The organism is Acidiphilium cryptum JF-5, assembly GCF_000016725.1.
GTDB classification, from domain to species: domain Bacteria; phylum Pseudomonadota; class Alphaproteobacteria; order Acetobacterales; family Acetobacteraceae; genus Acidiphilium; species Acidiphilium multivorum.
In genome coordinates this window covers 57,627-70,510 of the sequence record NC_009469.1, presented here as the reverse complement: position 1 = coordinate 70,510, position 12,884 = coordinate 57,627, and the positions used below count along the sequence as shown (strand labels likewise).

Here is a 12,884-nt window from a genome sequence, read left to right as displayed (position 1 = left end):
TTTGCCAACGATCCTTCATCGGGACCGCCGCGCAGCACGTCCTTTATGCCCATATCGTCATCGATGATGCTGTCACTGGAGCGGCACTGCCAATCAACCATCTGCCGGATTGGTTAGATACAAGTCTTTATGTTCAGCAAGCAGCGAAAGGAGTTCCAGGCCGTTATTCTGGGGCGAGTTGACAGATCGCCCGACGGGCCATGCCTCGATCATCATATCCGGAGCCGGCCGGAGTAAAGCAGCCGGCTCCCCTGTCCTTTCGCCAAGCCAGAGCGGCCAATCGTCTGCATCGAGGATAACCGGCATGCGGTCATGCACTGGCGCGGCCATGGCATTGGCGGACGTGGTAATGATGGTGAAGGTGCGGAGCACTTTCCCCGTACCCGGCGTGACCCAGCTTTCCCAGAGGCCGGCGAAAGCCATCGTCGCGCGATCCGTGCGGGCAAAGGCGAACGGCCGCTTGCCGTCTGGCGTCACCTGCCACTCATACCAGGCGTCGACCGGCACCAGGCAGCGCCGGGACGCGAACGCCGGCTTGAACATCGGCGAGGTTGCCAAGGTCTCAGCACGTGCGTTGATCGGCCGGCGGGCCTCCTTGAGATCCTTGGTCCAGTGCGGCACCAGACCCCAGCTCAGGAGGTCGATGCGCCGCTCGCCGGTTTCAGGATGTCGGCGGACAACCAGCGCCCGCTGTGACGGGGCGATATTCCAGGACGGCCGTGCATCTGCCGGCGCTGAATTGACCGCCCCGAACAGCTTGCGGATCGCTTCAACCGGCTGGAAGGCTGCAAAACGTCCGCACATGGCGCCTCTTGCTCTCCTGAAATGTTCTCCATATGTTCTGACCGATGGAGGTGTACATGGGAAGCTACACAGGCGGGAATACCACAGGTTTCGTCAGCCCCGCAGGTGATAGCCTGGAGGGACCGATCGATCTGTCCGAGATCCTCGATCTCCGCCGGCCCAGCCGCTACCCCGTGCGCGTAGCCGGCGATGCGCTGACCAGCCGCGGCATCTTCTCCGGCGATATCCTGATCGCCGATGCCGCCACACCGCCGGCGCCCGGCAAGGTCGCGGTGGTGATGCTGGCCGGCGACGTGCTGGTCGCGCAGCTCGCCTGGCGCAACGGGCAGTGGCAACTGCTCTCCGGCCGCGCCGGCACCGAGCCCCTCCCCGTCGAGGGCGATGACGCCGAAATCTGGGCGGTGATCACCGGCCTGGTGCGAACTCAGGTCTGATCGCAATGCCGACTTTCGGGCTAATCGACGGCAATTCCTTCTATTGCTCAGCCGAGCAGGCGTTTGCGCCGGAACTGCGCTCCCGCCCGCTTGTGGTGCTGTCCAACAATGACGGCTGCGCCATCGCCCGAACGCCGGAGGCCAAGGCGCTCGGGATCAAGATGGGCGAGCCCTGGCACCTGTTCCGCAAGCGCCCGGAGAGCAGGGCCGTCGAATGGCGGTCGAGCAACTACGCCCTTTACGGCGACATGAGCCGCCGGGTCTACGACGTGCTCACTGAACGGGTGCCGCAGGTTGAGCCCTATTCGATCGACGAGATGTTCCTCGATCTCGATGGTATCCCCGATCTCGACCGGTTCTGTCGCGATCTCCGGCGCGATGTCCGACAGATCGCCAAGATCCCCACCTGTGTCGGGATCGGCCCGACCAAGACGATCGCCAAGCTCGCCAACAAGATCGCGAAAAAGGAGACGGCGCTCGGTGGCGTGTGCGACCTACGCGATCCGGAGCTCCGGGCGCGGCACTACGAACGGCTGCCTATCGCCGAGGTCTGGGGCATCGGCGGCCAGGTCGGGGCAAAACTCGCCGCGGCGGGGATCACCACGATCGCGGATTTCGTGCGGGCGGATCCGCGCGCGGTGCGCGACATGCTGACCGTCACCGGCGCTAGGGTACAGACAGAGTTGAGGGGCGCCTCCTGCCTGCCGCTATCGCTAATGGCGCCAACACGGAAGGGAATCGCGGTAAGCCGCAGCTTCGGACACATGATCGACAGGCCGGCTGAACTGCGCGAGGCCATCTGTACCTTCGCCGCGCGCGCGGCGGAGAAGCTCCGCGCCGAGGGGCTTGAGGCGGGCCAGATCACGGTCTTCACCCATACCAACCCCCATAACGGTGACCCGTGGTATTCGGCGCAGCGCCAGGGCAAGATCGAGCCCACGGCCGATACCGGTCTGTTGATCGGCGAGGCGATCAGGCTGTTGCGGGCCGTCTGGCATCCTGGATACCGGTATTTCAAGGCGGGGGTGATGTTGCAGGATCTGGCGCCGGCGCGGCGCCAGGCCGTTCTGTTCGCCAGCTTCGACCGTGACCAATCGGCCGCCGCAATGAAAGCTATGGATGCGATCAACGCCCGGTTCGGGCGCGGAACCCTGCGGATCGCTTCGACGGCCACATCCCCATCATGGGGCGCACGCCGGCAAAATCTCTCCCCCCGATACACGACGCAAGCCGGGGAAATGCTGGTCGCGAATTCGTTTTAACGTGGGCTTCATTTATGTCCGGTTTGGGTGGGAAGCGAACTGTCCGCTGTTGTTTCCCAGCTTCAACAAGCGGCCGCTCGAGTTAACTCAATCGCTTCAGATGCCCTCTTTTGTGAACGAATCGTCGTAAGCGAAGCCCAACTTTGAGTTCTGTTGCGAGAAGGATCGTGCCTCGCCGGAGGCTACGTGTGTGAGCTTGCGGATGACGTCGAGCAGAACATTGGCCCCGGCCTGCAGATCGGCAGCTTGTGTGTGCTCCCGCGGATTGTGGCTGATGCCCTTGAGGCTGGGCACGAAGATCATTGCGGCGGGGCAGAGGCGGGCGATCATCTGCGCGTCGTGTCCGGCTCCTGACGTCATGCGGCGGGAGCGTAGGCCATTCTCGGCGGCCGCGGCTTCAATGGCCGCGACGATGGCCGGGTCGAAGGTCACCGGGTCGAACTGGGCGAGACGTTCGACGACGACAGTGACCCCTTCGGCGTCGGCCAGACTTTCGAGGTATCGCGCGAGGGTCGCCTCTGCCGCGCGCAGGCGATCCTCGTCGGGGTCGCGTAGGTCGACAGTGAACACGGCCCGGGACGGGATGACGTTGATGGCGTTCGGCTCGAACGCCATGCAGCCCACCGTCGCGACGGTCGGGGCGTTGGTTTGCGAGATCAGGTCGCGTAGGAAAGTCACAACCCGTGCGGCGGCTTGTCCGGCGTCGCGGCGCATCGCCATCGGCGTGGTGCCGGCATGATTCGCCACGCCGTCGATCGTCACGCGCTGCCAGGAGATGCCCTGCAGGTTCTCGACGGCGCCGATCGCAACACCTTCGCGGTCCAGAATCGGCCCCTGCTCGATGTGCAGCTCCAGATAGGCATGCGGGCGCAGGAAGCCGGGCTCGTGCGGGCCGGCATAGCCGATGCGGGCGAGTTCCTCGCCCAACACCGTGCCATCGGTGCCGACGGTGGCAAGCGCCTCGGCCACGCCGAGGCCGCCGGCATAGACGAGGGACCCCATCATGTCCGGGGCGTAGCGCACGCCCTCTTCGTTGGTGAAGGCCGCGATCACGACAGGCCGGTCCGGCTTCACGCCGGCCTCCCTCAACGTTTGGACCACCTCTAGCCCACCCACCACGCCGTAGCATCCGTCGTAGATTCCGGCGTCGATGACCGTGTCGATGTGCGAGCCCAGCATGAGCGGCGCGGAATTGGCGTCACCGGCGTGCCAGATGCCGAACAGGTTGCCGATGCGGTCGACCATGACCTCCAGCCCGGCGTCGTGCATCCAGCCCACCACGGCGTCGCGGCCGGCGCGGTCGCTGTCCGAGGCGGCGAGGCGGGTGAGCCGTCCCTCGTCGCGGCCAATGTTACCGAGCGTGCGGAGGCGGCCGAGCAAGCGTTCGGCGTTGATGCGGGGGCCGGTCACGGCTGCGTCGGCCGGGTCGCGAGCCGGTCGCGGACGATCTGGACAAAGAAGCCCGTTCCTGTCGGCAGCGCGTCGTCGTTGAAGTCGAATTCGGGGTGGTGGGCTGGGACGGAGCCCTCGCCGTTGCCGATGAAGGCGTAGCAACCCGGCGCGTGCTGCAGGAAGCGGGCGAAGTCCTCAGACCCGGTGCCTGGTTGATCGGCTAGTGTAACGTTCTCCTCGCCCAGCACGGTGCGGGCGGCCGCGAGCGCCGCCGCGGTCGCGACGGGATCGTTGACGGTCGGCACGAACTCGCGCGTGTAGGTCACGTCGCAGCCTACGTCGTAGCTAGCGGCGGTGCCCGTGGCGATGCGGCGCAGTTCCGCCTCGATCGTCTCGCTCACCACCGTTTGGAAGCTCCGCGCGTCGCCCAGGATGCGGGCCGTGCTGGGCAGGGCGTTGCGTGTGCCGTCGGTCAGCAGCTCGGTCACGGACACCACGGCCGAGTCGGTCGGCGCCACACGGCGGGATACGATCGTCTGGAGGTTGACCACGAGCGCGCAGGCGGCGACGAGCACCTCGCGACCGTCTTGCGGGCGCGAGGCATGGCCCCCCATGCCGCGCAGGACGATCTCAAAATTGTCCTCGGCCGACATGGTTGTCCCTACGCGGGCCTGGAACTTGCCAACCGGCAGGCCCGCCTTGTTGTGGAGCGCGTAGATCTCCTCGAATGGGAACCGTTCGGTGAGCCCGTCGGCGAGCATGGCGAGCGCGCCCTTGCCCCATTCCTCGGCTGGTTGGAACACGAAACGGACGGAGCCGTCGAAGCCGCCTTCGGCGGCGAGTAGCTTGGCTGCGCCGAGTAGCATCGTGGTGTGCCCGTCATGGCCGCAGGCGTGCATCACGCCGGGCACCTGCGACCGATAGGCGAGGTCTGACTTCTCCTCGATGCGCAGCGCATCCATGTCGGCACGCAAGGCGATGGCGCGGTTGCCGCTACCCCGGGTAAGCGTAGCGACTACGCCGGTGCCGCCGACGCCTTCGACGATGTCGGTGATGCCGAAGGAACGCAGACGCTCTGCCACCAGGCGGCTCGTCCGCCGTTCCTCGAAGCCGAATTCCGGGTGGGCGTGAAAGTCGCGGCGCCAGGCGCGGAGTTCGGCCCAGAAGGCGTCGTCGGTCATCATGCCGGCACCCCTTCGGTGACGAGGATCAGCACCCTGGCATCCGCCGGGAGGCCGGGCCGTGCGAGGGCGCCCGCCAGGCTTGCGGCGCCGGAAGACGTCGTCGCTGGGCCGCCGCAGTCGCGCAGGAGGAGCGGGGCCTCGTCGAGGGTGGCTTCAGAGACGGTGATCGCTTCCACGCGGTGCCGTCGCAGGGTTTCGAGTGCGGGGGCGCTGGCCTCGCCGCAGGACAGCATTTCCGCGGTCGTCTCCAGGTCACCTTGGACACGGATGATCGTGCCTGCGGTAAGAGCGGCGGCCACGGCGGGCGCAGTCTCGGGCTCGACGACGATGATCCGGCCCGGTGCCGCAAGCCAGTCGCCCAGGCCTTTGGCCATGACGGCGGCGAGGCCGCCGACGCCAGCCTGGACGAACAGGTGCGTGGGCCGCGCGTGACCGGCGGCTTCCACCTGGGCGCGGATTTCGGCGGCCATGACGCCGTAGCCCGCCATCACGTCGCGCACCACCGGGTCGTTCGGATCGTCCGTGGTGTCGGCCACGAGAATCCCAACCTCGTTACGGGCCGCCTCGGCAGCTTCGTGCACCGCGTCGTCGTAGGTGCCCTGGACCCAGATCACCTCGGCGCCTTGCGCCTCGATCCGCTTGGCACGGGATTGGGGTACGCTGCTGTGCAGGTAGACGCGGGCGCTAGCCCCGGCGAAGCGCGCTGCGGCCGCGACCGCCAGGCCATGGTTGCCGTCGCTGGCGCAGACCAGGGTAGGCTGCCCGCCCGGACGTGTGGCGATCAGCGCGGCGATGTCCGTGTTCGCAGCACGCGCCAGTGCGCGAAGCCCGGCATAGGTGCCACCGAGCGACTTGAAGCTGCCGAGCATGCGGCACCCTTCGTCTTTCGCCAGCACCTGGGCGACGCCCAGCCTTCTGGCCAAGGCAGGCAGCTCGAGTAGCGGCGTCGGCGCGTAATCCGGCGAGAGGCGGGCGAGATCCGAGGCAATGCCGGAGGTGCGGGGAGTTTCGGTTGTTGCGTTCATAACCATAATCATGCCCGTTTTCATCTAACGGTTGGCGCCTAAATTCAGGCGTGATAAGACGGATATCGTCATTTTTGGACGCGTAGCCGATGGAAACCGTCGATCTCGATCAGTTCGATCGGGCTTTGCTTTCGAAGCTCCAGGTCAACAATCAGACCTCGGCCAGGGTGCTGGCCGACCAAGTCGGGCTTTCCGAGAGTGCGGTTTTGCGTCGGTTGCGGCGCTTGCGTCGAAGCGGCGTGATTGTTGCCGATGTATCCATTGTGCACCCTGCGGTGCTCGGAACGCCCCTGACCATCCACGTGCTGGTTTCACTCGAACGCGAGGGCATCGCTGCTCTCGACGCCTTCGAGGCGAAACTGCGGGGGCGCGATGAGGTCAAATGCGCCTGGTATGCGACCGGTGAAGCCGACTTCGTGCTTTTGCTCCAAGTCAGCGGCGTGGGCGCTTACGAGAGGTTCGCCCGCGACGTGTTCCATAATGATCCGAACGTCAAGGGATTCCAAACCATAATCGCCCTTCGAGAGATTGCCGGCCTGAGCAATCGGAGCTTGTCCGTCTGCGGTGTTTAGCCGTTCGTGTAGCCGAAGTGGTAAACGGCTGCTTTCGGCAACGCTTACTCGGCTCGCGAACGACATTCTTGGATCGTGTGCAGATATTCAATTTGGCACTTCCCTACCCGTCTTGCCCGCCCCTGGGTTAAGTTGCGTTGACGGCAAAGCGGTTCTCGCCCACACGTGCGGCCATCTCAGGCCGCCGAAAATAAATGGCCCGGCCGCAGCGCAGCGGCCGGCCGGATTTTGGGAAGATGATCTGCTCATCATCCCTCATGTCGTGCATGATTTCCTCGGCCCGGATGAGTTGGCGTTTCAGCTCATGATAGGTTTTGGTCTGGCCGGTCGAGCGCGTGCCTGCTTCCAGGCCCTTTGCCGAGTTGCCGGTGTTCGAGCCTTCCGACCAGGCCAGCACGCCATATTCGCCGATCGCCGCAGCCAGCTCCTCGGCAACGGCCTTGGTTTTGACGCCGGCGAAGCCATACCAGCTGACCGATTCAAACCACTTGGCCGGGCCGTTCTGGCCGAACAGCTCGCGAAGCTGGCCGATCGACTGATAAAACGGAAACAGCGTGATCTTGTATTTCCGGGCGCAGTCGCGGGCGGTTTCGAGGATTTTCATGGGGCCAAGCCGGGCGGCCTCATCGAGCAGGAACAACACGCGGCCTTCGATCACGCCATCCGCTTCATAGGCCGCGTTCAGCAGCGCGCCGGTGATGACGCGGGCGACGGCCGGGGTGGCATCGAGCGCCTTGAGGGGAATGTTGATGAAAACCGTGGTCTTGCCGAGCGTCAGCTCAGCGCAACGGAACGCATTGCCGGAGACGAGATCCGCATAGGCGGCGGTTGAAAGCCAGGCCGTGTCCTGGGTGGCGTTCTTGTAGATGCCGCTAAAGGTCTCATCCACAATGTCCTTCAAGCTACCGGCCAGATCGCGGGCGAGGCGGCTTTGCGAGTTCTTGTGAATATGGGCCAAGACGTTCCGCAGCTCCTTTTCGGGCGTAACGATGGCCGCGCGGACGGCGCGCAAGGTCTTTTCGTGCGGTTCCAGGTGTTCGTCCCAGAGCATATGCGCGAGCAGCGCCGTCACCAGCTCCTTGCCGCTGTTCTTGAAGAAGGAGGCGTTTTCATCGCCGCCTGCTTTGGTATCGCCGCAAACCCACTCAACCACGGCCTGAACATCGATTTCCGCGAGGGGGGAGGAGACATCGACCCAGTCGAGCACATTGAACCCGACTTCGCGGGCCGTGCGGGGATCGAGCATATAGACCTTGTGGCCCATGTCCTCACGCGCCTGGCGCAACATCGGCCCCAGCTCCACCGAGGGGTCAAGGACAATGGCCGAGCCGGTCCATGTCAGCAGCGTGGAGACGGCCGTCGTCGTCTTGTAGCCGCCCGATCCGGCGAACATCATGCAATGGGTCGAGCCAATCTCGCATGGATCGATCAGCAGGGGCGCCTTGCCCCCCTGCCCCCAGGTTGAACGATCCTTCGGCCTGAACGGCATACTGGCAACGCTGTCGCGGTGAACCTCATACGCTTCGCCCACGACAAGCCCGCCATATTCCGGGGCTGGCCCCGGGAACCTGGCGCGGGCCTCCTCCATCGTCATCCAGCGGGCATGACCATGGTTGTCGGTTGGGGCACGGATCGGCGCATCGACGGGCTTTGTCGGGGCGTGATCGCGGCGCAGTGACCAGCCGGTGACGCGCCGGCCGCGCACAAGCTGAACGACCCCGGCGAGGAAGGGGATCGCGAAGGCCGGCACGCCGCTGATGACCAGCCAGACCCGTACAGTAGGATCTCCGCTGGCCTCGAAAAGATAGAGCCACCATTGCCAGAACGGATGCCGGAAATGCCAGAACAGTCCGGTTCCAATGAGGAAGATCATCGTGGCGAGGACGGAGAAGAACACCAGGCCGAGCACCAGCCCAACGAGGAGCCGCATCACGCCGCGCCAGGTCATCAGGCGGCCCGCAAGAGGGCGGCGGCTGTTTCGCCGCGCCTGGTCGCGTCCGGGCCAAACCAGACCTTGCCGATCCGGTAGGTGGTGCCGGAAGTCTCGAACGGGATGATGAGATCGACAGCCGCCGCAAGCAGATCGCAAAGCGTGGCGTCATCGAAGCTAGCGCCCTTCGGGGATCCCTTGATGAGCGAAAACAGCTTCTTGAACGCCTGGGCCGGGTTGGCGCCGTGAATGGTGGTGATCGAGCCCGGATGCCCGGAAACCACCTCGTTCACATAGGTCCATGCCGCATCGTCGCGGAGCTCTTGCAGGAGCACCCGATCTGGCCGCATGCGCAGGCTGGCCTGCAGCAGCGCCTCGGCGTCGATTTTCGCGGTGGAGAGGCCGTCTTTCGAGTAGAGCAGCCGGACATGATTCGGTTGCGGGATCACAAGCTCCGCCGTGTCCTCGATCGTGATGATCCGCTCTGCCATGGGGATCGCCGAGATCAGCGTTTTGCTCATCGTGGTTTTGCCGGAGCCGGTGGCGCCACAGAGCAGGATGGTCATGCGGCAGCGCACGGCCGCCGCAAGGAAGCCCTCAAGATCGCCGGAATCGTAGTAGTCCAGGGCTTCCGCGAAATTCCGGGTGTCCCGGTTTTCCGCCCAACTGTTCCATCCGTCCGACTGATACCTGGAGGTGACGGAGGAGAGCGGCGCGACCGTCGAGCCCGGCCGGCGGATTGTCAGGCTGACCGTACCGGTGGGCACGGCCGGCGGCAGGCAGATTTGCAGCCGTTCGCCGCCTGGCAGTTCGGTGGAGCAAAGCGGCGAGGTAGGGCCGACATCCTGACGGCGCAGCGCGCCGGCGAGCACGGCAATATCCTCCAGCGCCGAGCGATCGAGGGGCACCTTGAACCGCTCAAAAACGCCGCGCTGGCGCACCCAGCACTCGCCGGGCCGGTTGATGCACAGCTCCTCAGTGGCCCCATCGTTCAGCCAGGGTTGCAGCGGGGCGAGCAGGAAGCGGAGCAGCGGCGCGGCCGGGCTTTCCGCCACGAGGTCATCGGAAAAATCGGTGCCGTTCATAATTCCCCCCGCTTTTTAGCCCTGATGACCATGGCCGAGTGCCAGATTTTAAGAGCCAGGAAGATCAGGCCGAGGCCGGCCGAGCTATGGATGACCGCGGCTGATTGATGGCCGAGCAATTCCAAGATGATCAGGACGAGCCACAGCCCTAGAAGCGTGCTGTAGAGCCAGCCTTGCCTGAGAAATTTCTGCCGCCGGCGCGCGTGGCGACGATCTTGCCATTCAACGTATTTGACGACGGTCTTTTCGACATGGCGATTGAGCCGCTGCCCTGCCTGCGTCAGGCGATCCAGGCGGGTGCGCCAGCCCTCCCTCATGGCGAGACAACCGACAGCTTATAGACCTTGGAGAAATTCAGATCGCGGGCAACGAAGATCGAGACATTCTCGCCCTGGTGCTTGGTCAGTGTGGGCGGAATGTCGATCGTGTGTTGCAGTGTGGTGTTGGCGATCTGGTTTGTGCTGGAGTTCATATATTCCAGATACGTGTTGCCGGCGCTGTTCTGGGCGGCGTTCGCCGCGACCTGCAACGAGCCGCCGATGATCGTCATCATGATCGCCGCGCCGAACCGTTCGAGGAAATGGTTGTTGACGGCCCCCGAGACGCCAGCCCGGCCGAGGGGATCGGCCGCCGGCGAGGCGAGCTGAATAGCGACGTTTTGCGGTGTCACCGCGCGGTCCCAGAGGATGAAAAGTCGGTCCTGGCCTTGCACCAGGCCCTCGCGAACCTCGCCCAGCACCTGCGTCCCCTTATCCAGCAACGTCACCGTGCCAGTCATCGAGCGCACCGGCTGCGGCAACACGCATTTGACGAAGCCCGGCAGGGTCGAATTGATCGCGGTTTGCAGCGTGCAGGGAATGATGGTGCCGGCCGCGATCGTGAAATTCGGATGCGCGATCATCGAGGCATCGGCCGCACTGAATTGATCCGCATCGAGCTTGTTCGCGAAGGCCGTAGGTTTCGCAGATCCCGCGGAGGGAGCGCCATTCTGGCCCACGGTATTGCTGGCAGGTTGCGCGGATGATCCACCGCCAGTTTGGTTGAACGCCATGATCGGTGCCTTGAGCGCCTTCATGGCTGGGGATTCCTGCTGATTCGTCAGGAACGGATTGTGAAACCCCGCGTTCTGCTTTGGCGGCAGGGGGAGTCCGGCAGGTTTCGAGGAAGGCGTCGTGCCGCTGCTGGCATTGTTGACGAATGGCCGGCCCTCGGTCCCGCCTGTCACGGCGGCCTTATGGGCGAGCTTTGGCTCATGATGTGCGGTGAGCCGGGTCACCACGAGCACGACGCCAGCGCCGAGCGCGCAGGCCAGAAGAATGCCGCCGATCTGGCGCCCGCTGAGGCGCTGCTGGCTGGCGACCGCAGATTGTTCCTGTTCAACCGGCGACGGCGCCGCGTTGGTGTGACGTATCGGCCCATAAGGGCGGTCGGGCGTGTCCTCATTTGCCATTGTTGAATGTCCTCATCTCGCGCTCGACATCCGGGCTGATCGTGTGCGTGCCTGGCGTGGCGCCGGTCGGGTTGTATTTGAGGTCATAAATGTCGAGGACCGTATGCCCATCGCGCAGCCGCCATTCTGGCGCGGTGCCCGGCACAACGACCGTATTCCCGTTGACCGAATAGTTGGCCGTTGCCTCCTTGCCGTCCGGCTGGACGTAGAAAATGGCCGGGATGCGCTGCATGGCCGGGAAGGTGAACACGGTTGAATAGCCGTTGTCCCAGACCTCGGCGGGTGCCAGCTGATGATCGCCACGAGCGACATATTCGTAATTGCGCGGCCCCTGATATTGATCGACCGTCGCCGCGTTCATGACCGCGCGCGCTTCATCAAGGCGGCTCCTGGCCTCCTTCTGGACAGCCTTCGCTTCGGCCGCCTTCCGCTTGGCAAGCCGGCGCTCATACGCCTGGTGCGGATAGGTGAACACCACGGCGTAATCGACATTCTCGCCGGCGCCGAGGTGCTTGTTCACGGTCTCGAACTGGAAAAAGTAATGCCGGAGCTTGCCGTCGCTGGTCTTGCAGAGGACCGCGATCGGCTGTGCCGGCAGAATGCCGGTTGGCTTGATGAAAAGGTAATTCTGGACCGGGACGACCTTGAGATAGGCGCTATCGCTTTCCGCGACGGAGACGACCTTTTCATTCCTGCCGAACTGGACCGTCAGCGCCGCGCCTGGCGCGGTCCAGATGTCGGTGACGTTGCCGGACTGATAGGGCACATAGCGAACGCGGGGGTCTTCGTGCCCCGGATGGGGATACTGTATGGCGAGGGCCGTCCCCATCATGCCGAGCCAGAGGAACCCGCTGGCCGCGAGTTTGCGCGCGCATGTCATGGCGAATCCTTTTGGGCCTGGTAGTTGGTCACAATGAGCCCGCTGGGGTCTGCGAGGCGGGCTGAAACCGGCAGGGTTGCGACGTTTTCAAAGCCGACCGTTGCCGTCCATGTCGAAGTCTGCGGAACTGAGCCGTACATCGTCACGGTGCGGCGGAAGCGCACGAGCGCGACATTCGGCCGCACCATGGACATGCTCACCATCGCGACGCTGATCTGCCCCTTTTTACCAACCGTGACCTGCGGGCTGGTGCTGCCTGGCCCTTTATCGAGGAACCAGCTTTGGTAGGTGCCTTGCACCGTGGGGTTGGACATCAACGAGGCAACATCATACCGATATTGCGCGTCGGCGAAGTCATAGCTTTCCCGGGCACGGACATATTGCCAGATCGCGGCCCTGGTCATCGCCGCCTTCTCATCGCTGGGAAGGCTGTTGAAATTCATGGTGGTGCTGGTGGTGCCGTCTGACTTCACGATGATGAAGGCGGGCACGAGCTTTTCGAGGGGCAGGATCATCACGATCGCCCCCGCGAGGGTCACGTTGACCGCCAGGGACACGCCGGCCACCACCCAGCCCACACGGCCCCAACGGCGGGCTGTGCGCTTCTCAGTGGCCTGGAAAGATTCGACATCCTGGAAATAAGCGGCGAGCCGTTCGTTATCGATCGGCAAAGCCGTGTTTTTCATGTCCGCGTTCATGAGTGGGGCACCTGCGGCGGTCGCGCCAACTGTGCCGCGCTTGGCGACCAATGACCGGGATTGAGGGCGAACATCGGCCCGTGAGCCGTCGCTAGCGGGTCACTGGCCGCGCAGCCCGCCAGTAGGCCGGCTGCGCACATGAGGATAATCAGGCGAGACAACATGCGT

At 64.5% G+C, this 12,884-nt stretch carries 14 protein-coding genes; 3 read left to right on the top strand and 11 right to left on the bottom strand.

The features are described from left to right. Positions 1-93: 93 nt before the first annotated feature. A complete protein-coding gene (locus tag ACRY_RS01995) occupies positions 94-804 on the bottom strand; it encodes an SOS response-associated peptidase (RefSeq protein WP_011930804.1) in 711 nt (236 codons plus the stop codon). 56 nt (positions 805-860) lie between these two features. Here ACRY_RS01995 and ACRY_RS01990 point away from each other — a divergent pair, with 56 nt between their 5' ends. After that, positions 861-1,238: a LexA family protein gene (locus ACRY_RS01990; RefSeq protein WP_041665724.1), complete on the top strand. Its 378-nt coding sequence runs from the start codon at positions 861-863 to the stop codon at positions 1,236-1,238. A 5-nt stretch (positions 1,239-1,243) separates the two neighbouring features. Then, positions 1,244-2,500, top strand: a complete 1,257-nt coding sequence (locus tag ACRY_RS01985; protein ID WP_011930802.1) for a Y-family DNA polymerase — start codon at positions 1,244-1,246, stop codon at positions 2,498-2,500. Positions 2,501-2,596: 96 nt separating this feature from the next. Here ACRY_RS01985 and ACRY_RS01980 read toward each other — a convergent pair whose 3' ends face one another. From ACRY_RS01980 to ACRY_RS01970, 3 genes are read right to left on the bottom strand one after another with little or no spacing between them, the layout of a single operon-like run. Then, positions 2,597-3,910 carry a Zn-dependent hydrolase gene (locus ACRY_RS01980; RefSeq protein WP_011930801.1) on the bottom strand — a complete coding sequence of 438 codons (1,314 nt, stop codon included), beginning with the start codon at positions 3,908-3,910 and terminating at the stop codon, positions 2,597-2,599. Next, positions 3,907-5,076 (bottom strand): amidohydrolase, encoded by a 1,170-nt coding sequence (locus tag ACRY_RS01975; protein WP_011930800.1) that lies wholly within the window; start codon positions 5,074-5,076, stop codon positions 3,907-3,909. The genes ACRY_RS01980 and ACRY_RS01975 overlap by 4 nt, the downstream gene beginning before the upstream one ends. Beyond that, the gene (locus tag ACRY_RS01970) at positions 5,073-6,113 is read right to left on the bottom strand and encodes a pyridoxal-phosphate dependent enzyme (protein WP_231295221.1); all 1,041 of its coding nucleotides are present in this window, start codon (positions 6,111-6,113) and stop codon (positions 5,073-5,075) included. The genes ACRY_RS01975 and ACRY_RS01970 overlap by 4 nt, the downstream gene beginning before the upstream one ends. A 77-nt stretch (positions 6,114-6,190) precedes the next feature. Between ACRY_RS01970 and ACRY_RS01965 the strand changes: the two genes are divergently transcribed. Further along, complete coding sequence (locus ACRY_RS01965) at positions 6,191-6,673, top strand: Lrp/AsnC family transcriptional regulator (protein WP_011930798.1); 483 nt, start codon at positions 6,191-6,193, stop codon at positions 6,671-6,673. Positions 6,674-6,800: 127 nt separating this feature from the next. On the opposite strand, the gene ACRY_RS01960 is transcribed toward ACRY_RS01965, so the two are convergent. From ACRY_RS01960 to ACRY_RS20320, 7 genes are read right to left on the bottom strand one after another with little or no spacing between them, the layout of a single operon-like run. Continuing rightward, the gene (locus ACRY_RS01960; protein WP_011930797.1) at positions 6,801-8,621 is read right to left on the bottom strand and encodes a type IV secretory system conjugative DNA transfer family protein; all 1,821 of its coding nucleotides are present in this window, start codon (positions 8,619-8,621) and stop codon (positions 6,801-6,803) included. Beyond that, positions 8,621-9,688 carry a P-type DNA transfer ATPase VirB11 gene (gene virB11 / locus ACRY_RS01955; protein WP_011930796.1) on the bottom strand — a complete coding sequence of 356 codons (1,068 nt, stop codon included), beginning with the start codon at positions 9,686-9,688 and terminating at the stop codon, positions 8,621-8,623. Before virB11 ends, ACRY_RS01960 begins: the two co-directional genes overlap by 1 nt. After that, positions 9,685-10,005 (bottom strand): hypothetical protein, encoded by a 321-nt coding sequence (locus ACRY_RS01950; RefSeq protein WP_011930795.1) that lies wholly within the window; start codon positions 10,003-10,005, stop codon positions 9,685-9,687. Before ACRY_RS01950 ends, virB11 begins: the two co-directional genes overlap by 4 nt. Continuing rightward, positions 10,002-11,138: a type IV secretion system protein VirB10 gene (gene virB10, locus ACRY_RS01945; protein ID WP_011930794.1), complete on the bottom strand. Its 1,137-nt coding sequence runs from the start codon at positions 11,136-11,138 to the stop codon at positions 10,002-10,004. Before virB10 ends, ACRY_RS01950 begins: the two co-directional genes overlap by 4 nt. After that, positions 11,128-12,018, bottom strand: coding sequence for a TrbG/VirB9 family P-type conjugative transfer protein (locus ACRY_RS01940; RefSeq protein WP_011930793.1), 891 nt, complete (start codon positions 12,016-12,018; stop codon positions 11,128-11,130). The genes virB10 and ACRY_RS01940 overlap by 11 nt, the downstream gene beginning before the upstream one ends. Then, entirely contained in the window at positions 12,015-12,716 is a 702-nt protein-coding gene (locus ACRY_RS01935; RefSeq protein WP_011930792.1) for a type IV secretion system protein VirB8, read from the bottom strand. The genes ACRY_RS01940 and ACRY_RS01935 overlap by 4 nt, the downstream gene beginning before the upstream one ends. Continuing rightward, positions 12,713-12,856: a type IV secretion system lipoprotein VirB7 gene (locus ACRY_RS20320; protein ID WP_138919288.1), complete on the bottom strand. Its 144-nt coding sequence runs from the start codon at positions 12,854-12,856 to the stop codon at positions 12,713-12,715. The genes ACRY_RS01935 and ACRY_RS20320 overlap by 4 nt, the downstream gene beginning before the upstream one ends. Positions 12,857-12,884 lie beyond the last annotated feature (28 nt).

What these genes read in the sequence shown, in the direction of transcription:
- ACRY_RS01995 (WP_011930804.1), bottom strand. Translation starts at nt 804, where the DNA reads ATGTGCGGACGTTTTGCAGCCTTCCAGCCGGTTGAAGCGATCCGCAAG.
- ACRY_RS01990 (WP_041665724.1), top strand. Translation starts at nt 861, where the DNA reads ATGGGAAGCTACACAGGCGGGAATACCACAGGTTTCGTCAGCCCCGCA.
- ACRY_RS01985 (WP_011930802.1), top strand. Translation starts at nt 1,244, where the DNA reads ATGCCGACTTTCGGGCTAATCGACGGCAATTCCTTCTATTGCTCAGCC.
- ACRY_RS01975 (WP_011930800.1), bottom strand. Translation starts at nt 5,076, where the DNA reads ATGATGACCGACGACGCCTTCTGGGCCGAACTCCGCGCCTGGCGCCGC.
- ACRY_RS01970 (WP_231295221.1), bottom strand. Translation starts at nt 6,113, where the DNA reads ATGATTATGGTTATGAACGCAACAACCGAAACTCCCCGCACCTCCGGC.
- ACRY_RS01965 (WP_011930798.1), top strand. Translation starts at nt 6,191, where the DNA reads ATGGAAACCGTCGATCTCGATCAGTTCGATCGGGCTTTGCTTTCGAAG.
- ACRY_RS01960 (WP_011930797.1), bottom strand. Translation starts at nt 8,621, where the DNA reads ATGACCTGGCGCGGCGTGATGCGGCTCCTCGTTGGGCTGGTGCTCGGC.
- virB11 (WP_011930796.1), bottom strand. Translation starts at nt 9,688, where the DNA reads ATGAACGGCACCGATTTTTCCGATGACCTCGTGGCGGAAAGCCCGGCC.
- ACRY_RS01950 (WP_011930795.1), bottom strand. Translation starts at nt 10,005, where the DNA reads ATGAGGGAGGGCTGGCGCACCCGCCTGGATCGCCTGACGCAGGCAGGG.
- virB10 (WP_011930794.1), bottom strand. Translation starts at nt 11,138, where the DNA reads ATGGCAAATGAGGACACGCCCGACCGCCCTTATGGGCCGATACGTCAC.
- ACRY_RS01940 (WP_011930793.1), bottom strand. Translation starts at nt 12,018, where the DNA reads ATGACATGCGCGCGCAAACTCGCGGCCAGCGGGTTCCTCTGGCTCGGC.
- ACRY_RS01935 (WP_011930792.1), bottom strand. Translation starts at nt 12,716, where the DNA reads ATGAACGCGGACATGAAAAACACGGCTTTGCCGATCGATAACGAACGG.
- ACRY_RS20320 (WP_138919288.1), bottom strand. Translation starts at nt 12,856, where the DNA reads ATGTGCGCAGCCGGCCTACTGGCGGGCTGCGCGGCCAGTGACCCGCTA.